Raw genomic sequence first — 26,564 nt, 5'->3', positions numbered from 1 at the left:
GTTTTAAAGCCAAGGGGTGGTGACGATAGTTACGAGCGGTTGTACCCTGTGCGTTTGTACAGGAACGGCCATTAGGCTCGATCCACTATGGATGACCCTCCCACGCATAAACCCAAGCTCCCTGTCCGCCCCGAACGCTTCCGGGCGCAGGGAGCCACCTCGTGAACGAATGGATCATGCTGGGCCTCGGGCTCATCCTGACCGCCGGAACCGGTGTGTTCGTCGCCGCCGAGTTCGCCCTCGTCACCCTCGACCGCAACGAACTCGAGGCGCGGCAGGCCCGCGGTGAGAAACGCCTGGGCCCGACCATCAAGGCCCTGCGGATCACCTCGACCCACCTCTCCAGCGCACAGCTGGGCATCACACTGACGACCCTGCTCACCGGCTACACCTTCGAGCCGGCCATCAGCTCGCTGCTCCGCGGCCCGCTGACCGGTCTCGGCGTGCCCGATGGTGTCGTGCCGGTGCTGGGCGCGGTCATCGGCATCGCGCTGGCCACCCTGTTCTCCATGGTGATCGGCGAGCTCGTGCCCAAGAACTTCGCGCTGGCCGTTCCCCTGGCCACGGCGAAGGTCGTCGTGCCGCTGCAGGCCGCGTTCACCGCCGTCTTCAAACCGGTGATCCTGCTGTTCAACAACACCGCGAACGCGCTCATCCGCCTGATCGGCATCGAACCGAAGGAAGAACTCTCCGGCGCCCGCTCGGCTGAGGAACTCGGCTTCCTGGTGCGCCGCTCCGCGCTCGAGGGCCTGCTCGACGCGAACCACGCCGACATGCTGGGCCGCACCCTGCGGTTCTCCGACCACTCGGCGGCCGACGTGATGACCCCGCGCGTGCAGATGGCGTCGGTGCACGCCGGCGATACCGCCGAGAGCATCGTGACCCTGGCCAGCACTACCGGTTACTCCCGCTTTCCGGTGATCGGCCGGGACACCGACGACATCCTCGGGGTGCTGCACGTGAAGCAGGCCTTCGCTGTGGCCCTCGGCCGGCGCGCCCTGGTGACCGCCGCCGACCTGCTGATCCCCGCCCTGCGGGTGCCCGAGTCGATGGGCGTCGACAGGCTGCTCGGCACCCTGCGCCAGCAGGGCCTGCAGATCGCGGTGGTGACGGATGAATACGGCGGAACCGCCGGCATCGTCACCCTGGAAGACCTGGTGGAGGAACTCGTCGGCGAACTGGAAGACGAGCACGACCGGGCCAAGCCCGGCATCGTGCAGACCGGCCGCTCGATCGTGTTCGACGGTGCCCTGCGCCCCGATGAACTGCTCGACCGCGCCGGCGTCACCGTGCCCGACGACGGCGACTACGAGACCATCGCCGGCTTCGTGACCGACCGGCTCGACCGCATCCCCGAGGTGGGCGACGTCGTCACGATCGACGCCGGCACCCTGCGGGTGGAGCGGATGGACGGTGCCCGCGTGCTGCGCGTGCGCCTCACCCCGACCGAGTCCGGGCTTGATGCCGACCCGCTGCCCGCCGCGATCGAAGGGAGGCTGACCCATGAGTGAGTACCTGCCCGGGCTGCTCTGGCTCGTTGTCCTACTGATCGTGAACGCCTTCTTCGTCGGTGCCGAGTTCGCCGTGATCTCGGCCCGCCGGTCGCAGATCGAACCCCTGGCCGCACAGGGCAACAAGGCGGCGAAGACCACCCTCTGGGCGATGGAACACGCGACCCTGATGCTCGCCACCTCACAGCTGGGCATCACGGTGTGCTCGCTGGTGATCCTGAACGTGTCCGAGCCGGCCATCCACCACCTGCTCGAGATCCCGCTCGGGCTCACTGCGCTCTCCGCCGAGGCCATCAGTGCGATCGCGTTCGCGGTGGCGCTGGCCCTGGTCACCTTCCTGCACGTGGTGCTGGGCGAGATGGTGCCCAAGAACATCTCGTTCTCGGTGCCCGACCGCGCGGCCCTGCTTCTCGCGCCGCCGCTGGTGTTCGTGGCGCGGGTGTTCCGCCCGGTGATCGTGAGCCTGAACTGGCTGGCGAACAGCGTGCTGCGTGTGTTCCGGGTGACCCCCAAGGATGAGGCGACCAGCGCGTTCACCCTCGACGAGGTGGCCGGCATCGTGCGGCAGTCCACCCGCGAGGGCATGCTCGCCGACGCCTCCGGCACGTTGTCGGCGGCGTTCGAGTTCACCACCAAGCGGGTCTCCGACGTGGAGGTGCCGCTCTCCGGCATCGTATTCCTACCGGAGCATGCGTCGCCGGCTGATCTGCAGCAGGCTGTGGCCGCACATGGGTTCTCCCGGTATATCGTCACCGACAGTGCGGGAGCCCCGGCCGGCTACCTGCACCTCAAGGACGTGATGGACCTCACCGGAGCGGATGCCTTCCAGCAGCCGGTTCCGGCCAAGCGGGTGCGCAGGCTTGCCACCGTGCTCCGCGACAGCGACCTCGAGGACGCCCTCGCGGCCATGCGCCGCACCGGCTCCCACGTGGCCTCCTCGTTCGACGGTGACGGCGTTGCGACCGGGGTGCTGTTCCTCGAGGACATCATCGAGGAACTCGTCGGCGAGGTGGACGACGTCACCAGCGTGTAACCCGCTGCCCGCCCCGTTCGTTGGTAGAGCTTGCCGAGACCCGGTGACCGTGCCCCGCTCGTTGGTCGAGCTTGTCGAGACCGGGTGACCGTGCCCCGCTCGTTGGTCGAGCTTGTCGAGACCGGGTGTGGTTGTGAACGCGGTCGGCTCGCGGGATCTCGACGGGCTCGATCAGCGGATTGGTCGCGCCCCGGGCGTTGGTCGAGCTTGTCGAGACCCGGTGACCGTGCCTGCATCCCTATCCGTGGCGGCGGGGAGTAATGTCGCCGCTAGGACTGCAGCCGGAGCGGGGTCAGATGGTGTTCGAAGAGGTGATCGGGGCGGTCGTGCAGGTCGTCGAAGGCCTGGGCGCCGCGATCATGGTGTTCGGCGGGCTCGCCGCGCTGATCGGCGGTATTCCGCAGGCGCTGCGCACCGCGACGCGGGCCACGGCTTACCAGGTGATGCGCCGCAACCTCGGCCGCGCGATCCTGCTCGGCCTCGAGGTGCTGATCGTGGCGGACATCATTCGCACCATCCTGGTCGAACCCACCGTGGAGAGCGTGCTCGTGCTCGGCGCGATTGTAATCATCCGGGTGCTGCTGAGCTTCTCTCTCGAGGTGGAGATGGACGGCGTCTGGCCGTGGGCACGCTGGCGCACCGCGGGCAAGGGAAGCCCGGCTGCCGCGCAGAGCGCCTCCGACTGACCCGCGCCCGCCCGCGCGGCCTCGCGGCACGTGTTCGGTGCGGGGGCACGTGCACGAGCGTGTGCCGCCGGGACCAACTAGTGCCGCCGGGACCAACGCGTGCCGCGGGGGCGAACGCGGGGCTTCAGGCGCGGGCGAGTCGCCAGAGCGAGGTGACCTCGGCGACCCGGGCCGCGTGCAGTGGGTCGGTGGTGTCGGCGACCTTGCGGTGGGTGGGGCGGATGTCCAGGCGCGCGACCACGGTGAGGCCGGCGTCGTCGATCAGGTCGAGCAGTTCGCCGCGGGAGCGCAGCCCGAGCAATTCGGCCAGGTTGGAGATGATCAGCCAGCCCTCGCCATCCGTGGTGAGGTGGTCGGCCAGGCCGGCCAGGAACCCGCGCAACATGCGGCCGTTCGGGTCGTACACGGCGAAGTCGGTGCCGGCGTTGGCCGAGGCGGGCAGCCAGGGCGGGTTGCAGACCACGAGGTCGGCGCGGCCGTCGGGGAACAGATCGGCTTCCACGAGCTCGACCCGGTCGGCGTAGCCCAGACGGTGCAGGTTGTCGCCGGCGCAGACCAGTGCCCGCGGTTCCAGGTCGGTGGCCACGATGCGCGCGACGCCGCGCTGAGCGAGGATCGCGGCGATCACGCCGGAGCCCGTGCCGATGTCGAACGCCACCGTGCGACCGTCCAGGGGAGCGGTGGCGACGAGGCCCAGGTACTCGCCCCGCACGGGTGAGAAGACCCCGTAGTGCGGGTGGATGCGGGCGCCGAGCGCCGCGACCGGAACCCCCTTGGTGCGCCACTCGTGCGCGCCGATCACACCGAGCAGTTCGCGCAGCGAGGTGACCGAACGGCCGTGGCCGGGGCCGTACGCCTCGACGCAGGCCTGCCGCACATCGGGCGCGCGACGGAGGGTGAGGGCGTAACCGGAGTCGAGGGTCACCAGCAGCAGGCCGAGCAGCCGGGCCCGGCGCAGTGCCTCGGTGCGATGCGCCTCGAACGCTGCCTTGAGGTCGACCGCGGGAGTGCGGTGGTGCCGGTCGACCCGCCGGGCCATGGCGGTGAGCAGCTGCCTCGCGTTGTGGAAGTCGCCGGTCCAGAGCATGCCGGTGCCCGACTTCGCCATGCGGTAGGCGGCATCCGCGGTGAGGGTGTCGTCAACGACGACCACGCGGCGCGGCGCAGGCCAGCCGCCCTCTGAATGCCAGCGGGCGGTGTGTTCGATGTCGCCGGTGCGCCAGCGGATGTCGGCGGTGGGCGGTGCGTCGTCGCCGGAACCCGAGCCGGAACCGGAACCGGAACCGGAACGTGTCTCGGTGACGCCGGTCGAGGTGGCGTGCGTCAGCGCTCCGGTCTCGCTGGCGCCGCGGCTGTCGGCGGGAGTGTTCGTGCTGGACATGGTGTCCGCTCTTGTGACACGACACACGTTGTTTCGGTCCGCCCGCGTTCGTGCACGCGGGAATGACGGCCGGGACCTGCAGCGAGCAGAAGGCTCCGCGGCCTGTGTCGAGTATCGCATCCGCGCCCCGACGCCGGCTGGACGGCAGCGGACCCTCCACCGAGTTGCCCCGCTGCGGACGAGTTGCTCTGGTCTGCGGGGGCAACTCGTCCGGGTGGGGGCAACTCGGCGCGCTACTGCAGCGCGGGCAGAACCTCTCGCTCGAACAGCTCCATGCCGGAGCGGTCGTAGGCCGCTTCGGGGAAGTAGTGGATGGCGTAGCCGAGGCCGAGTTCCTTCATCTTGGTGAGACGCTCGACAATCTGTTCGGGCGTGCCGACGCCCTGCGCGGTTCCGCTGCGGTAGTCGGCCATGTACTTGACCGTGCCTTCCTCGCCCAGGTACGGCGCCACCCGGGCTTCGATGGCGTCGAGCCGCTCGGCGACCTCGGCCTCGTCCCGGCCGATCACGGTGTTGTAGTTGGCCGAGCGCACGATGGCGTCGAAGTCGGTGCCGACTGCGGCGCAGTGCCCGCGCAGCAGCTCGCTCTTGTGCGCGAAGCCCTCGGGGGAGCCGTCGAAGTTGGTGTAGTTCGCGTGCTGCGCGGCGATGCGCAGGGTGACCTTCTCGCCGCCGCCCGCGATCCAGATCGGGATGCCGCCCTCCTGCAGCGGCAGCGGCCGCACGATGGCGCCATCCACCTGATAGTGCTCGCCGTTCAGGGTGGCGGTGCCGGTGGTCCAGGCCTGCTTCATGATCTGCACACCCTCGTCGAGGCGGGCGAGCCGCTCGCCGGCGCGGGGGAAGCCGTACCCGTAGGCACGCCACTCGTGCTCGTACCAGCCGGCGCCGATGCCCATCTCCACCCGGCCGCCCGAGATGATGTCGATGGTCGCCGCCACCTTGGCCAGATACGCCGGATTGCGGTAGCTCATGCAGGTGCACATCTGGCCCAGTCGCACCCGGCTGGTGGTGGCCGCGAACGCACTCATCAGGGTCCACGCTTCGTGCGTGGCCTCTTCGGTGGGCACCGGAACGGTGTGGAAATGGTCGTAGACCCAGATCGATTCCCAGGCGCCGGCATCCGCGTGGGCGGCGAGGCTGCTCATGGCGGCCCACTGCTCCGCGGGGTCGATGCCGACCAGGTCGTGGCGCCAGCCTTGGGGAATGAAGAGTCCGAATCGCATGGGGACAGCCTAGAGGCGGTCGATGACGGCCGGATTACGCCGGTTCAGGACGGCGCGTCGCCGGATGTGGTCGGCGGGGCGGGCGGCTTAGTCTCGGTCGATTCCGGCGCCGCGGATGCGGCATCCGTCGCGTTCGGCGCCGTCGCGGGCGCGCCCTCGACCGGTTCGACCGGCCGCATGTGCACGCCCATCACCGTGAGCACGGCCAGCATGATGGCGCCGGCGAAAATGGCGATGTCGGCCACGTTGCCGATGAAGAGGTTGCCGTAGCCGATGAAGTCCACCACGTGACCGCGGGCGAAGCCGGGCGCACGGAAGAGCCGGTCGCCGAGGTGTGTGGTGGCGCCACCGAGCAGTAGTCCGAGCGCGATCATCCAGCCGATGGATTCCACCCGCCAGGCCAGCCGCACGATGAACACCACAGCGGCCGCGGCCAGCACGGCGAAGATCCAGGTGAAGTTCGCGCCGATGGAGAACGCGGCGCCGGGGTTGTAGACCAGCACGAAGCGAATCAGGTCGCCGATCACCGGAATGACCTGGCCGTCGCTGAGCGCCGCTTCCGCCCACACCTTGCTGCCCTGGTCGAGCAGGATCACCACCACGGCGATGACGAAGGTAGGCCAGGCCAACCGGGAGGCCCGGAAGGATCGGGTCGGAGTCGACGGCGGGATCGGGGCGGCAGAAGTCACCCCCATATCGTCTCAGGCTTTTCGGTCGCCGAGGAGTGCGAAGACCGCATGGTTGACTGTTGATCAGCCAGTTGGCAGCCGCCGACCGGTTGTGCACACGACAGCACATCGCCACAGCACCACAGAGGGGCCAGCCCGTGAACCCGAGCGAACAGATCGACAACCTGATCAACACGCATCCGGACTGGCGCGGCGCCGCCCTGGCGAAACTGCGGCAGAGCATTCTCGCCGTCGACCCCGAGATCGTGGAGGAATGGAAGTGGATGGGCGCCCCGGTCTGGGAGCTCGACGGCATCCTCGTGGTGGGCAACATCTTCAAGACCAAGGTGAAGCTCGGCTTCATGTACGGCGCCCTGATCGATGACCCCGACCAGCTCTTCAACGGAGAACTCGGCGGCAACCAGCGCCGCTCGGTGGAGCTGTCCGAGGGCGACGAGGTCGACGAAACTGCCCTTCAGAACCTGATCCGCTCCGCGATCGCATACAACCAGGCGAAGCCGAAAAAGACCGCCAAGAAGTAACGGCGAAAGTTGACCGGTTCTCCCGCCTCGCGTCCGCCGAGCCGTGTAGCGTAGTTGCACCCGTACGCTGCCGGCCGCAGCGGGATCGACCGAGCGTGATCATCCGCTCACCTGCTAGAGGAGACCGCGCATGTCGTCACCGACCGACGCCGAGATCACGACGAGCACCTCGGATGCCGACACTGGCGTCGCCGCCGTGGTCTACAACCCGATCAAGGTCGACCTCGACGCCATCAAGAGCGTCGTCGCCACCGCCGAAGCCGCGGCCGGGTGGGGCGAGACGCTCTGGTTCGAAACCACCAAGGAAGACCCGGGCCAGGGCGCGGCGCAAGCCGCCCTGGACGCCGGCGCCACCGTGGTGATCGCTGCCGGCGGCGACGGCACCGTGCGCGCCGTGGCCGAAGTGGTGCACGGCAGTGACGCCACGCTCGCGCTACTGCCCTCCGGCACCGGCAACCTGCTGGCGCGTAACCTCAACCTCACCCTCGACAACCTCGAGCACTCCATCGACGTGGCCTTCACCGGCACCGACCGGCACGTCGACATCGGCCGGATCGAGATCCGGCACGAAGACAACAGCGTCGGCAAGCATGCGTTCCTGGTGATGGCCGGACTGGGCCTGGACGCGAAGATGCTCGCGAGCACCAATGACGAGCTCAAGGCCCGGATCGGCTGGCTCGCCTACGTAGGCGCGATCTTCACCGCGCTGCGCGACAAGAACCAGCTGCGCATGAAGTACAGCCTCGACGGCGGCAGCGTGCAGTCGGTGCGGGCGCACACCATGATCGTGGGCAACACCGGCCTGCTCACCGCCAATGTGCTGCTGCTGCCGGAGGCCGTGATCGACGACGGCCAGTTCGAGATCGTGATGCTGCGGCCAGAGGGCTTCCTGAGCTGGGTGCAGATTCTGGTGAAGGTGCTCTGGGAGAACGGTGTGCTGCGCCGCACGCCGCTGGGCCGGCGGATGATGTCCAAGGAGGTCGACGCTCTCAACTATGTGAAGGGCCGCCAGATCACGGTGAAGCTGAACCACCCCGAGGAGATCGAACTCGACGGCGACGGCTTCGGCACCGCCACCGCGTTCAAGGCCGAGGTGCACGCCGGCGGACTGCGCGTGCGGGTTCCGCAGGCGTGACCGGCGTGCCCCTCGATTCATATTCCCTAACGGCCATATGCCGGGTGAACCGGATGCGTCCGCGTGCGTGAGGTGCTGCTGCCGGTGATCGGGGCGGCTGTGAACGTGGTCTCCTCACCCGGCCCCGGCACGGCGGAAGCGCCGGTGTTCGTGCTCGTGCACGGCATCGGCATGTCGCACCGCTACCTCGACCGGCTGCACAGCGAGCTGGCTTCCGCCGGCGCCGTGCACTCGGTGGACCTGCCCGGTTTCGGCAAGGCGCCCAAGCCGGAGCACGGGGTGACGATCGAACAGTACGCCGACTACCTCGCCGAGCTGCTGCCGCTGCTGACCGACCGGCCCGTCGTGCTGGTCGGACACTCCATGGGCGCCCAGTTCGTCACCGAGACCGCTGCGCGGCATGCGGCGCTGGTGTCGCACCTGGTGCTGATCGGCGGGGTCACCGACCCCACCCGCGGTTCGGTGCTGCTGCAGGCGCTCGACCTGGCTCGGGACACCACCCGCGAACCGCTGGACGGCACCCTGATCGTGCTCGGCGACTACCTGCGCTGCGGTCCGCGTTGGTACCTGACCACCCTGCGACCCATGCTCGCGTACCGCACCGACCTGCGGCTGCGGGATGTCTCTGCGGCCACCCTGGTGATTCGCGGGGAGGACGACCCGGTGTCCCGCCACGACTGGGGTGTGCACCTCGCCGCGGCGGCCCCGTCAGGCCGGCTGCTGGAGCTGCCCGGACGGCACCTGGTGCAGTTCAGCGCCGCCGCTGCCACGGCCGTCGGCATCCTCGAGCACGCCGGCACGCCTTCTCTGGGCGAAGCGGTCCGCGGCGAGCCGGTCGCGCCGTGACCCAGGAGCCGGGTCGGGTCGGGCGGGCGCGTGTGCGCGACGCCCTGCACAACGCCGGCTCCTGGCTGCTCGACTACGGGTACGCCCTGATCTGGCAGGCCCGCACGGTGCTCTCCCGCACCGACCCGGCCGAGTTCGGCACCGGCACGGCCGTGCCGGTGCTGATCCTGCCCGGTGTCTACGAGCGTTGGCCGTTCATGCGCCCGCTGATCGAGCTGCTGCACGAGCACGGGCATCCGGTGCACGTGGTGACGCCGCTCGGCACCAACCGGCGGCCGGTGGCGGCGTCGGCGACGATCGTGGCCGACTACCTGCAGAGCCAGAACCTGCACAACGTGGTGATCGTGGCCCACAGCAAGGGCGGCCTGATCGGCAAGTACCTAATGACACAGCTCGACCCCGACGCCCGCATCACCCGGCTGGTCGCGATCAGCACCCCGTTCTCCGGCTCGCGGTACGCCCGCTACCTGCTCATGCCCAGTTTGCGCGCGTTCTCCGGCACCAACCCGCACCTGGCCGCCCTCGCGGCCGACAAACGCCTGAACGCCCAGGTGGTGTCGATCTTCGGCCGGTTCGACCCCCACATCCCTGAGGGCAGCATCCTGCCTGGCGCCGAGAACGTGCTGATCGACACCGGCGGCCACTTCCGCATCCTCGGCCACCCCGAGACGCACCGGCAGGTGCTCGCCGCCGTGGCCCGCGCGAACTGATTGCGCGAGATTCCTGACAGCGCGAAATAAATCGAGTAGCTTGGCCGGGTAGTGCGTCTTTCCCCCGGATCCAGCCGCGTGCACGTCGACGGCCGAATCATCCGTGACCGTTCTTGTGAGCAGGAGAGGCACCCATGACCGGGTTCCCATCGGCCATCCGTACCCCAGACCAGAAGTTGCGCGTGTTCATCAGCTCCACGCTGAAGGAGCTGGCCCCCGAGCGCAAGAGCGCCCGTATTGCCGTGGAACGGCTGCACCTGGCGCCGGTGATGTTCGAGCTCGGCGCCCGGCCGCATCCGCCTCGCGACCTGTACCGGGCCTATCTCGACCAGAGCAACATCTTCGTGGGAATCTACGGCGACAGGTACGGCTGGGTCGCCCCCACCGAGACCGTTTCCGGGCTCGAGGACGAGTTCAACCTCTCTGGCTCGCTGCCCAAGCTGATCTACATTCGCGAGACCGACGGTGAACGGGAGCCCCGGCTGAACGACCTGCTCGACCGCATCCGCACCGATGACACCGCCTCGTTCAAGTACTTCGCCGATGCGGATGCCCTCACCGGCCTGCTCGAGGCCGACCTGGCCACCTTGTTGGCGGAGCGGTTCGCCGCCAGCGCCCGGCCCGCCGAGCCGGAGCACACGGCCGAGGTCGAGGACGCCCTGGGAACCTTCCCGTCCCCGGTCACCGAGCTGATCGGCCGGGAACGCGAGGTTGCCAGCCTCAAGCGCACCCTGGAGCGGGAGGAAGTGCGGCTGGTTACGGTGACCGGCCCCGGCGGCATGGGCAAGACCCGGCTGGCGATCGACGTGGGCGAAGACCTCGCCGCCGAGTACCCCGACGGCGTGTACTTCGTCGACCTCGCCCCGGTACTCGACCCAGCCAACGTGGTCACCGCCATCGCGCAGACTCTCGGCGTACGCAACACCGGTGACGGGCCCGTCGAAGGCAAGCTCGTGATCGCGCTGCGCGGGCGACGGGTTCTGCTCGTGCTCGACAACTTCGAACAGGTTCTGGCCGCGGCGGCGGTGGTGACCCGGCTGCTCTCCGCACTGCCCGAGCTCAACGTGCTGGTGACCAGCCGCGCCCTGCTGCGAGTCAACGGCGAGCACAACTTCGAACTCGGCCCGCTCGCACAACCCGATGCTGTCGGAGACGAACGGCCGGAGACGGTATCGTTCGCCGCGGCCCGCACCTCGCCGGCGGTCGCCCTCTTCGTGGAACGCTCCCGGGCGGTGCGGCCCGATTTCGAGCTGACCCCCGCGAACGTCGGCGCCGTGGTGGGTATCTGCGCCGCCCTCGACGGGGTTCCGCTCGCACTGGAACTGGCGGCCGCCCGCATCCGTCTGCTCTCACCCGAGCTGATGCTGGCCCGGCTGGACCGGCGGCTGCCGCTCCTGAGCGGCGGGGCCAGCGACCTGCCCGCCCGCCAGCAGACCCTGCGCCGCACGATCGAATGGAGCACCCAGCTGCTCGGCGACGAGGAACGTAAGCTGCTCAACCGGCTCGGCGTGTTCGTGGGCGGCTTCACCCTCGAGGCCGTGGAGAGCATCGGGGCGGACGATGGGGCCGACGTCCTCACCATGCTCGGCGTGCTCGTGGACAGCAGTCTCGTGCGCCAGGAGGAGCGCCCACAACAGACCTACTTCACGATTCTCGCGACGGTGCGCGAATACGCGCTCGAGCAGCTCGAATCGGGCGGTGAGCTCGAGGACCTGCGCCGGGCGCACGCCGAGTACTACGTGCGGGTGGCCGCGAACGCCGACCGGCTGCTCGACGGCAAACACCAGGTCGAGTGGATGTCGAGGCTGGTCGACGACCGGGAGAACCTGCGCGCCACCGAACGGTTCTATCTCGACCGGGGTGACTGGGAGACCGCGACCGCCTTCGCCTGGTCGCTCTACCTGTACTGGTGGATCGGCGGCCACCTGGGCGAGGTGCGCGGCTGGATGGAGGAGCTACTGGCCGCGGATGCCGAGCTGTCGCCGGCCGCCCGCGCCCGGGCGCTGTACTTCACCGGCGCCATCCGGTTCTGGCAGGACCCGGTGGACGGGATCACGCAGACTCTCACCGAGAGCGCCGAGCTGTTCGCGCAGGTGGGACTGCCCAAGGCGGAGGCGCTGACGCTGGTGTCGGTGGCCCTCGCGGCGCTCGAGAAGGGCGAAGCCGAGGAGGCCGAGTCGGTGCTGGAGACCAGCCTGCATCTCTTCCGCGGAGCGAACTACCGCTGGGGAGAGGCGATGGCGCTGGTGTCGCTGGGCCTGGCCGCGATTCTGCGGCAGAAGCTGCCCCGCGCCCTCAACCGGTTCGAGGAGAGCCTGGCGCTCACCCTGCGACAAAAGGACAAACTCGGCGCCACGATCGCGCTGCACCACTGTGGGTGGGCGCATCTGCTGCTCGGTGACGCAGATGCGGCCACCACGCAGTTCGAAGACAGCCTGATGCTCTCCCGCGACCTGGGGCACAAAGAAGGCGTCGCCTATGGGCTGGAGGCGCTGACCGCGATCGCCGCGCAGGACGGGGACGCGGTGCGCGCCGGGCGGCTGTTCGGCGCGGCGCTGTCGGTGCGAGAACAGACCGGGCTCTACAACGCCCCGTCGATCTCGTTCCACCGGGCCTGGACCGGACCGCTGCAGAGCGGGCCGTTGGCGGCTGACTTCGAACGCGGTGAGAAGGAGGGCCGCCACCTCGGCGTACGTGCCGCCGTGGCGTACGCGCTGCCGCCGGCCAAGGGCGGCGCCATGGACGTATTCGGGGACCGACTATCGCCGGCGTCCCCGCTGCCGCCGATGCCGAAGGACACGGAATGACCCGCATCCAGTGGGGGCTGAAGGGTGCCGACCGGCTGAGCCCGTTCGCCCGCTGGCTTGCCGTGCTGCTGGTGCCGTTTCTGATGGTCGCAAGCGTGCTGCTCTATGTCTTCCCTACCCGCACCGACCAGCTGTTCGCCTGGACCATCGCCCCGCCGCTCAGCGCGCTGCTCCTGGCCTGCGCCTACATCGGCGGCATCTGGTTCTTCGTTCGGGTGGCGCGGGAGACGAGGTGGCACCGGGTGCATCGCGGCTTCATCGCCGTGGTGGTGTTCGCAACGCTCCTCGGCCTGGCCACGGCGCTGCACTGGGATCGTTTTCACCAGGGCACCTTCATCTTCGTGGTCTGGGCCACCCTCTACGCCATCACCCCGTTCCTGGCGGCGGCCGTGCTGGTGCTGCACCGCGGTGTCGACAATGGTCGGCCCGAGGAACGGGACTACCTGCTGCACGGGGTGGTACGGGTGGTGCTGGTCGCGGTGGGCCTGGCGGCGCTCGCCGCGGGCCTGGCGCTGTTCCTCTTCCCGGTAGAGTTCGGCGGGTTGTGGGCATGGGAGCTCACGCCGCTCACCGCCCGGGTGGTGGGCGCCGTGCTCACCCTTCCGGGCATGGTCAACGTATGGATGCTGCGCGACGCCCGGTGGAGCTCGTACCGCCAGGTCTTCCAGGCGCAGATCGTGAGCCTGGCCTTCATCCTCCTCGCCCTGCTGCTCGGCCGGGACGCCCTGACCGGTCCCAGCGCCGTGCCGGTGGTGGCGGGCCTCTGCTTCTCGTTCCTGGCCTACGTCACGTTCTACGCCTACTGCGAGCGCCGCCTCCGGGCCGCCTGACCCCCGCCCCGCCGCCCGTGCTTGTCGAGACCCTCGTTGGTCGAGCTTGTCGAGACCCTCGTTGGTCGAGCTTGTCGAGACCTGGTGCGCCGACCTGCACACCAGAAGGTCTCGCGGGTCCTTCTCGCTAGAGGCGGGCCGCCCGCACGATGGCCTGGATGCGCCCGGGCACGGTGTCGTCCTGGAGCGAGGTGACGTGGCCGAGGGGGCGGGCGTCCACGATGTCGCCGAGCAGCCGGCGCATGATCTTGCCCGAGCGGGTCTTGGGCAGGTCGGGCACCAGGAACACGTCCCGGGGCTTGGCCACCGCGCCGATCTCGTGCGTGATGTGCGCCCGCAGTTGCGGGGCCAGCTCGACGCGCAGGGCCAGCCAGGCGGCCGGATCATCCGTGGCCGGGGCCACCGCGGGGATCACGAACGCGGCGATGCCCTCGCCGGTGGTCGCATCCGCCACACCCACCACGCCGGACTCGCCGACGGCCGGATGCGACACCAGGGCCGACTCGATCTCGATCGTGGAGAGCCGGTGCCCGGAGACGTTGATCACGTCGTCGACCCGGCCGAGCAGCCAGATGTCGCCGTCGTCGTCGTACTTGGCGCCGTCTCCGCTGAAGAAGTAGCCCTGCTCCGCGAACCGCGCCCAGTAAGAATCGCGGTAGCGCTCCGGGTTGCCCCACACCGTGCGGGCCATGCCCGGCCAGGTGCCGGCCAGCACGAGGTAGCCGCCGGTGCCGTGCGGCACCGGCTGGCCCGCGTCATCCACCACCAGCGTGCTGAGCCCCGGCAGCGCACGCAGCGCGGAACCCGGTTTGAGGGTGCTCACCCCGGGCAGCGGCGCCATCACGGCCGCGCCGGTCTCGGACTGCCACCAGGTGTCCACGATCGGGGCTGAGCCCGCGCCGACGTTCTCGCGGAACCACACCCAGGCTTCGGGGTTGATCGCCTCGCCGACCGAGCCGAGCAGACGGATGCTGGACAGGTCGTGTTCGGCGGGCAGGCCATCCGGGAACCAGGTCATGAACGTGCGGATGAGCGTGGGCGCCGTGTAATACGTGGTCACGCCGTAGCGCTCGATGATCTCGAAGTGCCGGCCGGGGTGCGGGGTGTTCGGGGTGCCCTCGTAAATGACCGAGGTGGTGCCGTTGGAGAGCGGGCCGTAGTGCACGTAACTGTGCGCGGTGACCCAGGCGAGGTCGGCGGTGCACCAGTGCACATCCGTGTCTTTGGCGTCGAATACCGCCCAGTGGCTCCAGGAGGCATGGGTGAGGTAGCCGCCGCTGGTGTGCACCAGGCCCTTGGGCTTGCCGGTCGTGCCGGAGGTATAGATGATGAATAGCGGCGTCTCGGCGTCGAAGAACTCGGGCTCGTGGGTGGCGGATGCCGTATCGACGGTGTCGTGCCACCACACATCGCGCCCGGTGGTCCACGGGATGTCCGGGGTCAGGTCGCCGGTGCGGCGCACCACGAGTACATGCTCGATCGAGTCGACGCCCTCGACGGCCTTGTCGGCGGCTTCCTTCACCGGAACTGCCTTGCCGCGGCGGAACTGGCCGTCGGTGGTGACGAGCAGTTTCGCGCCGGTGTCCTCCACCCGGAAGCGCAGGGCCTCGGCCGAGAATCCGCCGAAGACCAGGGAGTGGATGGCGCCGATGCGGGCGACGGCAAGGGTGATGATGATCGTCTCGGGGATCACCGGGAGGTAGATGACCACCCGGTCGCCCTGCACGATGCCGAGGTCGGTGAGCGCGTTGGCGGCCCGGGCGACCTCTTTCTCGAGGTCCGCGTAGGTGAGGGTGCGACGGTCGCCCGGTTCGCCCTCGAAGTGGAACGCGACCTTGTCGCCGCGGCCGGCGGCCACGTGCCGGTCGACGCAGTTCACCGCCACGTTGAGCTTGCCGCCGGCGAACCACTCCGCGTGCGGCACGCTCATCACGCCGTCGGCATCCGGGGTGGTGGGGTGCCAGCTGTGGTCGGTGTGCCAGGGCTCAGCCCAGTCCAGGCGCTTGGCCTGCTCGGTCCAGAACGCGACCGGGTCGGCGGCGGCTTTCTCGTACCAGGAAGCGTCGACGTTGGCCTGCGCGGCGAACTCGGCCGGGGCGGGGTAGCGGCGGTGCTCGGTGGAGAGGTTGCGGATGGTGGCGCTGGTGTCGGTCCAGTCGGCGGTGGCGGCGCGGCTGGCCGGGGTGTGGGTGGTGGTGCCAGTGCTCATGTCGGTGTCGGTGTCGGGGTTCGGCATGGGCACACTCCGGCGGTCTGGTCAGGATGGGGCAGCTGGTCACTTTCGACGCTACGCAGCAGTCGGGCCCGCTGCAGGGCGAAGCGCAACGCGGCGTAACCTTCGCCGACTGCCGGTGAAGCGGATGTGCCTTCCGCGGCGGCACCCTGAAGGCCTCGTCTCGCTGCGGCACCGTCTCCACCCCGGCGGAAGGTGTTGGCACGTGTTGACCCCCGGCGGCACGTGTTGACCTCGGCGGCGCGTGTTGTAACGCGTGCCGTGACGAGTGCGGCGTGCCGTGACGAGTGCGGCGTGCCGTGACACGCACGGTCTGCCACCGCGTGCCGCCGCGTGGTCCGCGGACCGTGACGTGCGCTACCGAGCTCGTGGCGCACCAGAGTCACGGCGGCGCAGCATAATTCTCGTGGCGCATCACAAAGGCCGGATTTTCCTGCGCGGCGAGAAGTTTCCTGCGCCCCGAGTGCTATTCCGCGCCGCGAAACAGGGTCAGGCCCACTTCTTGATGGCCCACTTTTCGAAGACGCCCAGGATGGCGTCGGTGAGCTTGCCGAGCAGGGCGAGCAGGATGATGGCCAGCAGGATGCGATCGACCCGGCCGTTGTTGCCGGAATCGGAGAGGAGGAACCCGAGTCCCATCGACGCGGCGATCAACTCCGCCGCGACCAGGAACAACCAGGCCTGGGCGAGTGCGAGGCGGAGTCCGGAGATCACCGACGGGATCACAGCGGGCAGCTGAACGGCACCGAAGAGTCGTACTCCGCGCAGGCCGAACGCGCGGCCGGCCTCCACCAGTTGCCGGTCCACGTGGCGCAGCGCCTGGGCAACGGTCGTGTAGACGGGGAAGAAGGCGCCGATCGCGATGAGGGTGATCTTCGACTCCTCACCGATCTTGAGCCAGATGATGAGCAGGGGCACCCAGGCGAGCGACGGCACTGCCCGGATCGCACCGAGCGTGGGCGCAAAGAAGATGTCGGCGGCACGGGAGAGGCCGACCAGCGCGCCGGCGGCGAGCCCGAGCGCCGCCCCGATGGCAAAGCCGATGAGCACCCGCTGGGTGGAAATGGCCACGTAGAGGGTCAGCTGGCCACGTTCGAACAGGTCAACGGCGGCCACCCAGACGGATGCGGGTGGCGGAAGCTGCGACGCGGTGACGAGTCCCAGCGTGCTGCTGAGCTGCCACACCAGAAGGATCAGAAGCGGCAGCAGCAGGCCGCCCACAATGCGCACACTGCGCCGGGAGGTCAACGGCCGGCGCGCGGCGGGGGCCGTGCTGGGGACGAGGGTCTCGGTCATCGGGGTGCCTTCCGTGCGGGCGGTGCGGGCGGTGCGGGCTGTGCGGGTGGTTCGGGCAGTTCGCGCGGGCCGGTGAGTGCGAACGGGGTGGCCGGGGCGCCCTGCGTGCTGCCGCCCCGGCATCCGCTCGCCGGTTACTCGACGATCGTCGGGTCGGCCTTCGTGGCGAAGGTGTCGTTGATGATCGTGTCGAGGGCGTCGTCGACCTGGCTCTGCTCGAGCACGTCACCGGTTTCGACGAAGATCGGGCCGATGGTGGTGAGCACGTCGAACTGGGCATCGCCGGGAACGTTGTCGACGTCGAGGTTGGTGCGTTCGGTGATGACCGTGCTCGCGACGGCCGGGTCGAGGGCGGCGACGTCGGCCAGGATCGTGGCGGTCTCCTCCTCGTTCTCCAGCGCCCAGGCGCGGGCGTGCTCGTAGACGTCGACCACGGTCTGGGCCACATCCGGCTTCTCAGCGATGAAGGACTCGGTGGCGTTGAGGAAGCCGTAGCTGTTGAAGTCGACGTTGCGGTAGACCAGCTCGGCGCCGGCAGCCTCTGCGCCGCCCATGATCGGGTCGAGGCCCGCCCAGGCGTCGACAGAGCCGTTCTGGAGGGCGGCCCAACCGTCGGCGTGCTGCAGATTCTGCACGGTCACGTCGTCCTGGCTGAGGCCGGCCTCCTCGAGCGCCTGCAGCAGGAAGAAGTAGGGGTCGGTGCCCTTGGTGGCGGCGACCTGCTTGCCCTTGAGGTCTTCGACCGAGGTGATCGCCGAGCCCTCCGGCACGACCAGCGCGGCCCACTCGGGCTGGGAGTAGATGTCGATCACCTGGATGGGCGAGCCGTTTGAGCGGGCGAGCAGCGCGGCCGAGCCGGCCGTGGAGCCGACGTCGATGGCGTTGGCGCGCAGGGCCTCGTTGGCCTTGTTCGAGCCGGCGGACTGCACCCAGTTCACCGTGATGTCCTGATCGGCGAGGGCGTCTTCGAGCCAGCCCTGGTCCTTGATCACCAGACTCAGCGGGTTGTAGGTGGCGAAGTCGATGTTGAGGGTGCCGCCCTCGGTGATGACCGCACCGGATGCGTCGTCGGTGCTGGCGGCGGCATCCGCGGCGGGCTGGTTCTCACCGGCGACGCAGCCCGTGAGCAGCAGCGCGGCGGCGGCGGCGGAGGCGACGAGGGCGGTGGTGGTGAAGCGTCTCTTCATGACAAGTCTTTCGTTGGATTCGAGAATGGCGCTGCCCGGGACGGGAGCTGATACGGATATCCATGCTGTGGGTGTCGTGCGGTGGAGCTGATGCGGTGGTGCGGGAAAACTATGGCTGCGGCGCACGATCAAGCTGTGCGAACGACGGGGGAGTAGTCGAGTCAGTAGGGGAAGTGCGGGATGCTCGTGCCGGTGGCCACCCCACGCGGGTCGCCGTGCCGGTCGATACCGAGCCCCGCCAGCAGCCTCCCGCGCAGTTCGGCGAGTTCCGCCGAGCCCCGGTCGCGGGGGCGCGTGCCGGGCACCGTGATCTCCTGCACAATCGTGGCGCCGGGCGGGCGGGAGCCGCCGGAGGGGGCGGCTTCCTGGCCGAGCAGGATGATGCGGTCGGCCAGTTGCAGGGCCTCGTCCACGTCGTGGGTCACCAGCAACACCGTGGTGGGCGCTGCGGCGTGCACGTCGAGCAGTAGGTCCTGCATCTTGAGCCGGGTGAGCGCATCCAGTGCCCCGAACGGTTCGTCGAGGAGGAGTACCCCGGGGTTGCGGGCGAGGGCACGGGCGAGCGAGGCGCGCTGCGCCATTCCGCCGGAGATCGAAGCGGGGCGGTGGTCGGCAAACGCCGACAGCCCCACGAGTTCGAGCAGTTCGGCGACGCGGGCGCGGCCGGCCTCACGGGCGGTGCCGCGGGGCAGGCCGAGCGCTACGTTGTCGGCCACGGTGCGCCAGGGCAGCAGGCGCGGTTCCTGGAATCCGACGGCGCAGCGGGTGTCGAAGTCGGTGACGGGTGACCCGTCGATGCGCACCGAACCGGCGCTCGGCGAGTCCAGGCCGCCGGCGATACGCAGCAGGGTGGACTTGCCGCAGCCACTGGTGCCGAGGATCGCGAGCACCTCGCCGGGCTGCACGCTGATCGACACGTCGCGCAGCACCGGCCGGGCGACCTCGACGCTCGTCGTCGTCGCGGCGCGTGTGCGGCGGCGGCTGCCGGGGCTGGGCGCGAAGGTACGGCCCAGGCCGGAGAACTGCACGGCGTAGGCCGCATCTGTGCCGGTCGGCTCGCCGGTGCGCACAGCCGCGGCGGGGCGGGCCGTCGTGCGCGTTGCGGGGCTGGCGGACATAACTGCCGATCGGGTTGTCGGGGCAAGAGTTTCCTCGACGCTACCCAGCCGGCCACGCGGGCGCACCCCGCGATGAAACGCAACGTAGCAATTGGCGTCGGGCGCACCCGGGCAGGTGCGGCGCGCGAGGTGCTGGTGTAGCACCATCCACCGGCTCGCGGCACGTGTCGGATGCGGCGGCACCTGTTGGAACGCGGGCCGTCGGGCCCAGCGCGTGCCGCGGGGCACAACGCGTGCCGCAGCGGGCGAGGCGCAGGACCCGCAACAGGCGACCCGCGAGCACTCCCAGCCGGGAGTTGCAATGATGGAGGTATGACTCGAACCGTTTCCGGAGCCCGCGTGCTGATCACCGGCGCCGCCATGGGCATGGGCCGCCTGTACGCCGAGCGGGCCGTCGCCGAGGGTGCCCGGGCCGTGATCCTCTGGGACCGGGATGCCGCGAGTCTCTCGAGCACCGCCGCGATCCTCACAGAGCGTTCCAACGGGGTCACCCAGATCGCGCCGTACGTGCTCGACATCTCCGACCTCGGCGCCATCGCGCAGACCGCGCAGCGGGTGCGCACCGAGGTGGGCAACCCCGACATCGTGATCAACAACGCCGGCATCGTGCGCGGCTCGTTCTTCTGGGAGCACGACAACGGCGATGACACCCGCTCGACCATGCAGGTGAACGCGCTCGCGCCGATGTACATCACCCGGGAGTTCCTGCCCGCCATGATGCGCAATCCCTACCGGGAGTCGAGGATCGTCAACATCGCCTCCGCCGCCGGCATGCTCTCCAATCCGCGGATGAGCGTCTATGCGGCCTCGAAGGCAGCCGTGATCGCCTGGAGCGATTCGCTGCGCCTCGAACTCGAGCAGCAGGGCTTCGACCACGTGCGGGTGAGCACCATCGCACCCAGCTATATCTCCACCGGTATGTTCGACGGTGCCCGCGGCCCCCTCCTCACCCCGGTGATGACCCCGGACTATGTGGTCGACAAGGTCTGGCGGGCCATGCTCGCCGGCCGGCCCCAGCTGCTGATGCCGTGGACCGTCGGGTTGAGCAAGAAGCTCCGCGGCGTGCTGCCGCTGGCCGCCTGGGACGCCGTGGCCGGCCGGGTCTTCGGCGTCTACCGCTCGATGGACACCTTCGTCGGTCGTCGCTGACCCCACGCGCGCCGAGTTGCCCCGTTCCGGACGAGCTACCCCGGTGCGCGGGGGCAGTTCGTCCGCAGGAGGGCAACTCGGCGGATTGTCTTGCCCGGTTGACACGTTCGTATCCGTCGACGTACGATGGAAACGATTCCATGGAAACGATTCCACAGGATCCGTAAAACTCGCAGGACACGCGCCTCGCATCCGCGGCAGAGCACGAGCACCAGCACCAGAGCACCGACACGCACACACAAGGGAGTGGCTGTGGAAGCCGTAACGATCAAGGACGTCGCCGCCCTCGCCGGAGTCTCGGTGGGCACCGCCTCCCGCGTGCTGTCGGGCAACCCGGCCACCTCGGCCGATGCCCGCGACCGCGTTGCCGCCGCGGTCGCCGAGCTCGACTACCAGCCCAACGCCCAGGCACGGGCGCTGCGCTCCACCCGGTCCAACGCGCTCGGCCTGCTGGTGCCGGATGTGCGCAACCCGTTCTTCGCCGACCTCGCCCACGCCGCCGAACAGGCCGCCCTCTCCGCCGGCTACGTCACCCTGCTCGGCAACGCCAACGAGCGCAACGACCAGCAGGACCGCTACCTCGACACCCTCATCTCCCGGCGCGTGGACGGCGTCATCGTCGCCCCGGTCGGCGACGACCTCGGTCGGCTCCGTGCCCTGATCGAGCGCGAGGTTCCCACCGTGCTGGTGGACCGCACGGTGCCGGGCCTCGACCTCCCCAGCGTCACCACCGACAGTGAAAGCGGCATCCGCCAGGCCGTGCAGCACCTCGCCGACCTCGGCCACACCCGTATCGGCTACATCTCCGGCCCGCAGGCCACCTCCACCGGCCGGGACCGCTTCGCCGCGTTCACCCGGGCCGTGGCCGAGGCGGGCCTCAGCCAGGACCCCGAGTTGGTCTACTTCGGCGACTACCAGGCCGCCAGCGGCTCCGCCGGCGTGCACGCCCTGATGCAGCTGGCCAGCCCGCCCACCGCGCTGCTCGCCGCCGACAGCCTGATGGCGGTCGGCGCCATCAGCATCCTGCACCGGCTCGGGATGCGCATCGGCACCGACATCGCCCTCGTCGCCTTCGACGACATCGAGTGGTTCGCGCTGCTCAACCCGGCGCTGAGCGTGATCGCGCACAGCGTGGAAGACATGGGCCGGATCGCGGTCGACCTGCTGCTGCAGGTGATCGCGGGGGAGACACCGGAATCGGTGGTGCTGCCCAGCGAGCTGATCGTGCGGGCCTCCTCGGCCACCCCGATCACCGGTACCGCCCCCGCGACACCTGAGCAAAGGAGCCAGTAAATGAACGCGCACCCCCTGATCACGTTGCAGAACGTGACCAAAACCTTCGGCCCGGTCACGGTCATCCAAGACGTCACCGTGAGCGTCTACCCCGGCCAGGTGCAGGTGCTGCTCGGCGAGAACGGCGCCGGCAAGTCCACCCTGATCAAGATGGTCGCCGGCGTCTACCAGCCCGACGGCGGCCAGATCCTGGTCGACGGCACCGTCACCACCCTGCCCACCACGAAGGCCGCCGAAGACCACGGCATCGCCACCATCCACCAGGAACTCAACCTAGTCGCCACCATGAGCGTGGCCGAGAACGTGATGCTGGGCCGGATGCCCACCAAGTTCGGCATGGTCGACCGTAAAGAACTCCGCCGCCAGGCGCGCGCCGCGCTGGCCCTGATCGGCCTGGACGTCGACGTCAACCTACTGGTCGGTGACCTGGGCATCGCCAAGCAGCAGCTGGTCGAGATCGCCAAGGCGCTCAGCATCAATGCCCGCGTACTGATCCTCGACGAACCCACCGCCGCGCTCACCCGGCACGAGACCCAGGCGCTGTTCGCCGTGATGGCCGACCTCCGCAGCCGCGGCGTCGGCATGCTCTTCATCAGCCACCACCTCGACGAGATCGCCGAGGTCGGCGACACCGTCACCGTCATTCGCGACGGCCACTTCATCGCCGAGGTTCCCGCCTCCACCCCCGAAGACGAACTGGTCAAGCTGATGGTCGGCCGCAGCATCGAAGACCAGTTCCCGCGCCGTGCCGACGAGACCCCGGCGGTCACCGAAGTGCTCACCGTCACCAACCTCACCAGCGCCGGCCAGTTCGACGACATCAGCTTCACCGTGCGCGCCGGCGAGGTGCTCGGCATCGCGGGGCTCGTCGGGGCGGGCCGCACCGAACTGATCCGCGCCATCGCCGGCGCCGATAAATACGACACCGGCACTGTCACCGTGCGCGGCACGAAGCTTCCCAAGGGCGACATCAAGGCGGCGATCAGGGCCGGCATCGGCCACGTGCCCGAGGACCGCAAGGGCCAGGGCCTGGTGCTCGACGCCTCGGTGAACGACAACCTCGGTTACGCCACCCTCGCGTCCAGCGCCAAGCTCGGCCTGGCCGACTTCACGGGGCAGCGCCGCCGTGCCGAGGCCGTCGCGAAGACGCTCCGCATCCGCATGCACACCATCGACCAGCCGATCCGCTCGCTCTCCGGCGGCAACCAGCAGAAGGCCGTGTTCGGTCGCTGGATCATCGCCGCCTCCACCGTGCTGCTGCTGGACGAACCCACCCGCGGCGTCGACGTGGGCGCCAAGGTCGAAATCTACGAACTGATGAACAGCATCACCGCAGCCGGCGGGGCCATCGTCATGGTCTCCAGCGAACTGCCCGAAATCCTGGGCATGAGCGACCGCATCCTCGTCATGCGCGACGGCCGGCTGGCCGGCGAACTGAGCGCAGCGGATGCCACCCAAGACACAGTCATGACCCTCGCCGCCCGCGACGTCGCCGCGCAGCGCTGACCAGAAGGAACAAGAACCCATGTCAACGACGACCACCATCACGCCCACGCCCACCCGGCGCTCCTTCGACTACAAGACGTTTCTGGCCAACAACGGCGCCCTTGTCGGCCTCGTGGTGCTCTGCATCGCCCTGGTCATCGCCACCCCCGACTTCCTCACCGGGCAGAACCTGCTCAACATCGGCATCCAGGTGTCGACCGTGGCGGTGCTCGCCTTCGGCATGACCTTCGTCATCGTCGCTGGCGGCATCGACCTCTCCGTCGGCGCGGTCGCCGCCCTCTCGGCCATGGCCTCCGGCTGGTTCTTCGTCAGCGCCGGCCTGCCCGGCTGGGTGGCCCTGCTCGGCGGTCTCGCCGTGGGCCTCCTCGCCGGCATAGTCAACGGCGCCGCGAACGCCTACGGCAAGCTGCCCTCCTTCATCGCCACCTTGGCCATGCTCAGCGTGGCCCGCGGCCTCACCCTGGTGATCTCCGACGGCCGGCCGATCAAGACCGCCGCGGAGGTCTCCTTCCTCGGCGGCAACCTCGGCCCGGTGCCGATGCCCATCGTCGTGCTCGTGGTCGCCGCGTTGGTGGCCTCATTCATCCTCAACCGCACCGTGCTCGGCCGGTCCATGTACGCCGTCGGCGGCAACGCCGAAGCCGCCCGGCTCTCCGGCCTGCCGGTCAAACGCATCATCGTGACCGTGTTCGCCCTGGCCGGCCTGTTCGCCGCCCTCGCCGGGCTGCTCCTGGCCGGCCGGCTCGATTCCGCCCAGCCGCAGGCCGCCGCCGGCTACGAACTGGATGCCATCGCGGCCGTCGTCATCGGCGGAGCTTCGCTTTCCGGCGGGCTCGGCAAGATCTCCGGCACCTTCATCGGCGCGCTGGTGCTGGTCGTCATCCGCAACGGCCTCAACCTGCTCAACGTGTCGTCGTTCTGGCAGCAGGTCGTGATCGGCCTGGTCATCGCCCTCGCCGTCGGCGCCGACGTACTGCGCCGGAAGACCCGCAACAGCTAATACTCCCCACCCCCCAGACCCCGCACCATCCAGAGAAGGAAACACAATGAAGTCATCCTCTTTCCGCCGCATCGCCGCCGTCACCGCCACGGCCGCTCTGATCCTCGCCGGCACCACCGCCTGCGGACGCGGGGGCGGTGACGAGGCCAGCGGACCCAAGGTGGTGCTCGCGGTCTCCACCCTGAACAACCCGTTCTTCGTCGAGCTGCGCGACGGCGCGCAGGCCGCCGCCGACGAGGCCGGCGTCGACCTCTACATCGTCGACGCCCAGAACGACTCGGCCACCCAGGCCAACCAGCTGGCCACGGCCGCGGCCGGCGCCACCAAGGCCGTCATCGTCAACCCGGTCGACTCGGATGCCGCCAGCGCCTCTGTGACCGCCCTCACCGCCGCGAGCATCCCGGTGATTGCCGTGGACCGCACCGTCAACGACGCCGAACTGACCTCGCTCGTGGCCAGCGACAACGTGGCCGGCGGCAAGCAGGCCGCCGACGAGCTCGCCGCGTCGATGGGGGAGAAGGGCACCGTCATCGCCCTGCAGGGTGTCTCCGGCACCTCCGCCAGCCGCGACCGCGGCGCCGGCTTCGCCGAGGGCATCGCCGCCTACCCCGACATCACCGTCGTCGCCCAGCAGACCGCGAACTTCGACCGCGCCTCGGCCCTCGACGTCACCACCAACCTGCTGCAGGCCAACCCCGGCGTCACCGGCATCTTCGCCGAGAACGACGAGATGGCCCTCGGCGCCATCCAGGCCCTGGGCGACCGCGCCGGCTCCGACGTGATGGTGGTCGGCTTCGACGGCACCGCCGACGGCCTCACCGCCATCTCGGACGGCTCGCTCTACGCCACCGTCGCCCAGCAGCCCGCCGAACTCGGCAAGCTCGCCATCGAACTGGCCGTCAAGGCCATCAACGGTGACACCGTCGAGGCCACCGTGCCCGTCGAGGTCGTTTCCGTCACGAAGACGAACGTGGGCGACTTCTCCAAGTGATCCCGCCAACCCAACACCCAGGCGTCGGAGCACCCCCGCCCGCTGTCGTCGTGGTCGGCTCCATCAACGCCGACCAGGTCGTGACCGTGGCGCGGCATCCGCTGCCCGGTGAGACGCTGATCGGCACTTCGATCGCGATCCTGCCGGGCGGCAAGGGGGCCAACCAGGCCGTGGCCGCCGCCCAGCTCGGCGCCAGCGTGGCCATGGTCGGCGCGATCGGCCGAGATGCCCACGCCCGCGCCGCCACCACGATCCTGCGCTCGAGCGGGGTCGACCTGTCCAGCGTGCAGGAACTGCACGGGCCCACCGGCCTGGCGGTGATCACCGTGGACGACGACGGCGAGAACACCATCGTCGTCATTCCCGGCGCCAACGCGCGGGTGGATGCCGGCTTCGTCGCCGGCAGCGCCGCAGTGATCGCGTCGGCGGCCGTGCTGGTGCTGCAGGGCGAGATCCCCGCAGCCGGCATCACGGCTGCCGCCGGGCTGGCCACCGGACGGGTGGTGCTGAACCTCGCCCCCGTGATCGTCATCGACCCGGCCACTCTGGCCCGCGCCGACCCGTTGATCGTGAACGAGCACGAGGCCGCGCTGCTTCTGGCCCAGCTCACCCCAGGCGCCCCGGCGCCGGCGTCAGACGCGGACGCGGTCGCCCGTCTCCGTGCCTGGGGGGTGACCTCCGTCGTGCTCACCCGCGGCGCACTCGGCGCCATCGTGTCCGATGCGCTCGGCACCGACAGCGTGGCCTCGCCCGTGGTCGAGGCCGTGGACAGCTCCGGAGCCGGCGACGCCTTCGTCGGCGCACTGAGCGCCCGACTCGCCGCCGGCGACAGCCTCCGTGACGCGGCCGGCTTCGCCGTGCGGGTGGGCGCATACGCCGTGCAGTCCACGGGCACCCAGCCGTCCTACCCACACGTCGGCGACCCGCTGCCCAGGGTGCATACCGATTCCGCTATCCACCTGAACGAGGCCTCACAGTGAAACGCACCGGCATCCTGAACGCAGACCTGAACGCGGCCCTCAGCCGTCTGGGTCACGGCGACATCGTTCTGGTCGGCGACTGCGGGATGCCGGCGCCGGCCGGGGTACCCGTGATCGACCTGGCCCTGGTGCACGGGGTTCCCCGATTCGAGCAGGTGCTCGACGCGCTGCTCGGCGAACTTGTCGTCGAGCACTGCCTGGCCGCCGCGGAGGCCCAGGGCACTATCGCCAACGACTGGTTGCGCGGCCGGTTCGACGAGATCGAATACATCACCCATGCCGAGCTCAAGGCGCTCTCCGCGACGGCGCGGGTGTTCGTGCGCACCGGGGAGGCCACTCCGTTCGCCAACGCGGCGCTGGTGTGCGGGGTGCCGTTCTAGGCACGCCCGCATAGCGACCTGCCCGCGTGCGGACGAGCTGCCCCGGTGCGCCGGAG

23 protein-coding genes are annotated in these 26,564 nt (G+C 69.7%); 16 read left to right on the top strand and 7 right to left on the bottom strand.

Features of this window, described 5'->3' with window-relative positions; genetic code table 11:
- Window positions 1–161: 161 nt before the first annotated feature.
- The 3 genes from CTB96_RS02205 to CTB96_RS02195 all read left to right on the top strand — a co-directional run bounded on the left by CTB96_RS02205 (window position 162) and on the right by CTB96_RS02195 (window position 3,230).
- Window positions 162–1,511 carry a hemolysin family protein gene (locus CTB96_RS02205; protein WP_110125284.1) on the top strand — a complete coding sequence of 450 codons (1,350 nt, stop codon included), beginning with the start codon at window positions 162–164 and terminating at the stop codon, window positions 1,509–1,511.
- Window positions 1,504–2,544 (top strand): hemolysin family protein, encoded by a 1,041-nt coding sequence (locus CTB96_RS02200; RefSeq protein WP_110125283.1) that lies wholly within the window; start codon window positions 1,504–1,506, stop codon window positions 2,542–2,544. Before CTB96_RS02205 ends, CTB96_RS02200 begins: the two co-directional genes overlap by 8 nt.
- A 260-nt stretch (window positions 2,545–2,804) precedes the next feature.
- On the top strand, window positions 2,805–3,230 hold the full coding sequence (locus CTB96_RS02195; protein ID WP_248283178.1) for a DUF1622 domain-containing protein: 426 nt from the start codon (window positions 2,805–2,807) through the stop codon (window positions 3,228–3,230).
- 124 nt (window positions 3,231–3,354) lie between these two features.
- On the opposite strand, the gene CTB96_RS02190 is transcribed toward CTB96_RS02195, so the two are convergent.
- The 3 genes from CTB96_RS02190 to CTB96_RS02180 form a co-directional block, all read right to left on the bottom strand.
- On the bottom strand, window positions 3,355–4,611 hold the full coding sequence (locus CTB96_RS02190) for a methyltransferase (protein WP_110125281.1): 1,257 nt from the start codon (window positions 4,609–4,611) through the stop codon (window positions 3,355–3,357).
- Between the two features lie 233 nt (window positions 4,612–4,844).
- Window positions 4,845–5,837 (bottom strand): LLM class F420-dependent oxidoreductase, encoded by a 993-nt coding sequence (locus CTB96_RS02185; protein WP_110125280.1) that lies wholly within the window; start codon window positions 5,835–5,837, stop codon window positions 4,845–4,847.
- Between the two features lie 44 nt (window positions 5,838–5,881).
- Entirely contained in the window at window positions 5,882–6,532 is a 651-nt protein-coding gene (locus tag CTB96_RS02180) for a signal peptidase II (protein WP_110125279.1), read from the bottom strand.
- 131 nt (window positions 6,533–6,663) lie between these two features.
- Here CTB96_RS02180 and CTB96_RS02175 point away from each other — a divergent pair, with 131 nt between their 5' ends.
- From CTB96_RS02175 to CTB96_RS02150, 6 genes are all read left to right on the top strand, one after another.
- A complete protein-coding gene (locus CTB96_RS02175; protein ID WP_110125278.1) occupies window positions 6,664–7,047 on the top strand; it encodes a DUF1801 domain-containing protein in 384 nt (127 codons plus the stop codon).
- 130 nt (window positions 7,048–7,177) lie between these two features.
- Window positions 7,178–8,182 carry a diacylglycerol/lipid kinase family protein gene (locus CTB96_RS02170; RefSeq protein WP_110125277.1) on the top strand — a complete coding sequence of 335 codons (1,005 nt, stop codon included), beginning with the start codon at window positions 7,178–7,180 and terminating at the stop codon, window positions 8,180–8,182.
- A gap of 63 nt (window positions 8,183–8,245) precedes the next feature.
- On the top strand, window positions 8,246–9,028 hold the full coding sequence (locus CTB96_RS02165) for an alpha/beta fold hydrolase (protein ID WP_110125276.1): 783 nt from the start codon (window positions 8,246–8,248) through the stop codon (window positions 9,026–9,028).
- Window positions 9,025–9,738 (top strand): esterase/lipase family protein, encoded by a 714-nt coding sequence (locus CTB96_RS02160; protein ID WP_248283177.1) that lies wholly within the window; start codon window positions 9,025–9,027, stop codon window positions 9,736–9,738. The genes CTB96_RS02165 and CTB96_RS02160 overlap by 4 nt, the downstream gene beginning before the upstream one ends.
- Before the next feature lie 134 nt (window positions 9,739–9,872).
- A complete protein-coding gene (locus tag CTB96_RS02155; protein WP_110125274.1) occupies window positions 9,873–12,545 on the top strand; it encodes a DUF4062 domain-containing protein in 2,673 nt (890 codons plus the stop codon).
- Complete coding sequence (locus CTB96_RS02150; RefSeq protein WP_110125273.1) at window positions 12,542–13,375, top strand: hypothetical protein; 834 nt, start codon at window positions 12,542–12,544, stop codon at window positions 13,373–13,375. The genes CTB96_RS02155 and CTB96_RS02150 overlap by 4 nt, the downstream gene beginning before the upstream one ends.
- Window positions 13,376–13,502: 127 nt before the next feature.
- Here CTB96_RS02150 and acs read toward each other — a convergent pair whose 3' ends face one another.
- The 4 genes from acs to CTB96_RS02130 all read right to left on the bottom strand — a co-directional run bounded on the left by acs (window position 13,503) and on the right by CTB96_RS02130 (window position 19,209).
- Window positions 13,503–15,611: an acetate--CoA ligase gene (gene acs, locus CTB96_RS02145; RefSeq protein ID WP_248283176.1), complete on the bottom strand. Its 2,109-nt coding sequence runs from the start codon at window positions 15,609–15,611 to the stop codon at window positions 13,503–13,505.
- Between the two features lie 486 nt (window positions 15,612–16,097).
- Window positions 16,098–16,904 carry an ABC transporter permease gene (locus tag CTB96_RS02140; RefSeq protein WP_110125272.1) on the bottom strand — a complete coding sequence of 269 codons (807 nt, stop codon included), beginning with the start codon at window positions 16,902–16,904 and terminating at the stop codon, window positions 16,098–16,100.
- Between the two features lie 134 nt (window positions 16,905–17,038).
- Window positions 17,039–18,091 carry an aliphatic sulfonate ABC transporter substrate-binding protein gene (locus CTB96_RS02135; protein WP_110125271.1) on the bottom strand — a complete coding sequence of 351 codons (1,053 nt, stop codon included), beginning with the start codon at window positions 18,089–18,091 and terminating at the stop codon, window positions 17,039–17,041.
- A gap of 161 nt (window positions 18,092–18,252) precedes the next feature.
- Window positions 18,253–19,209, bottom strand: coding sequence for an ABC transporter ATP-binding protein (locus CTB96_RS02130; RefSeq protein ID WP_110125270.1), 957 nt, complete (start codon window positions 19,207–19,209; stop codon window positions 18,253–18,255).
- A gap of 312 nt (window positions 19,210–19,521) precedes the next feature.
- On the opposite strand from CTB96_RS02130, the gene CTB96_RS02125 reads away from it, so the two are divergent.
- The 7 genes from CTB96_RS02125 to rbsD all read left to right on the top strand — a co-directional run bounded on the left by CTB96_RS02125 (window position 19,522) and on the right by rbsD (window position 26,508).
- Window positions 19,522–20,358: an SDR family oxidoreductase gene (locus tag CTB96_RS02125; RefSeq protein WP_110125269.1), complete on the top strand. Its 837-nt coding sequence runs from the start codon at window positions 19,522–19,524 to the stop codon at window positions 20,356–20,358.
- A 252-nt stretch (window positions 20,359–20,610) separates the two neighbouring features.
- Entirely contained in the window at window positions 20,611–21,651 is a 1,041-nt protein-coding gene (locus tag CTB96_RS02120) for a LacI family DNA-binding transcriptional regulator (protein ID WP_219993194.1), read from the top strand.
- Window positions 21,652–23,157: a sugar ABC transporter ATP-binding protein gene (locus CTB96_RS02115; protein ID WP_110125267.1), complete on the top strand. Its 1,506-nt coding sequence runs from the start codon at window positions 21,652–21,654 to the stop codon at window positions 23,155–23,157.
- 19 nt (window positions 23,158–23,176) lie between these two features.
- Window positions 23,177–24,157 (top strand): ABC transporter permease, encoded by a 981-nt coding sequence (locus tag CTB96_RS02110; protein ID WP_110125266.1) that lies wholly within the window; start codon window positions 23,177–23,179, stop codon window positions 24,155–24,157.
- 46 nt (window positions 24,158–24,203) lie between these two features.
- Window positions 24,204–25,148 (top strand): substrate-binding domain-containing protein, encoded by a 945-nt coding sequence (locus CTB96_RS02105; RefSeq protein ID WP_110125265.1) that lies wholly within the window; start codon window positions 24,204–24,206, stop codon window positions 25,146–25,148.
- Between the two features lie 50 nt (window positions 25,149–25,198).
- Window positions 25,199–26,128, top strand: a complete 930-nt coding sequence (locus CTB96_RS02100) for a ribokinase (protein WP_248283175.1) — start codon at window positions 25,199–25,201, stop codon at window positions 26,126–26,128.
- The gene (gene rbsD, locus CTB96_RS02095; RefSeq protein ID WP_110125264.1) at window positions 26,125–26,508 is read left to right on the top strand and encodes a D-ribose pyranase; all 384 of its coding nucleotides are present in this window, start codon (window positions 26,125–26,127) and stop codon (window positions 26,506–26,508) included. Before CTB96_RS02100 ends, rbsD begins: the two co-directional genes overlap by 4 nt.
- The last annotated feature ends 56 nt before the right edge of the window (window positions 26,509–26,564 follow it).

This window comes from Cryobacterium arcticum, from assembly GCF_003185895.1.
GTDB lineage: Bacteria > Actinomycetota > Actinomycetes > Actinomycetales > Microbacteriaceae > Cryobacterium > Cryobacterium arcticum.
This window is presented reverse-complemented; position numbering and strand designations above follow the sequence as displayed.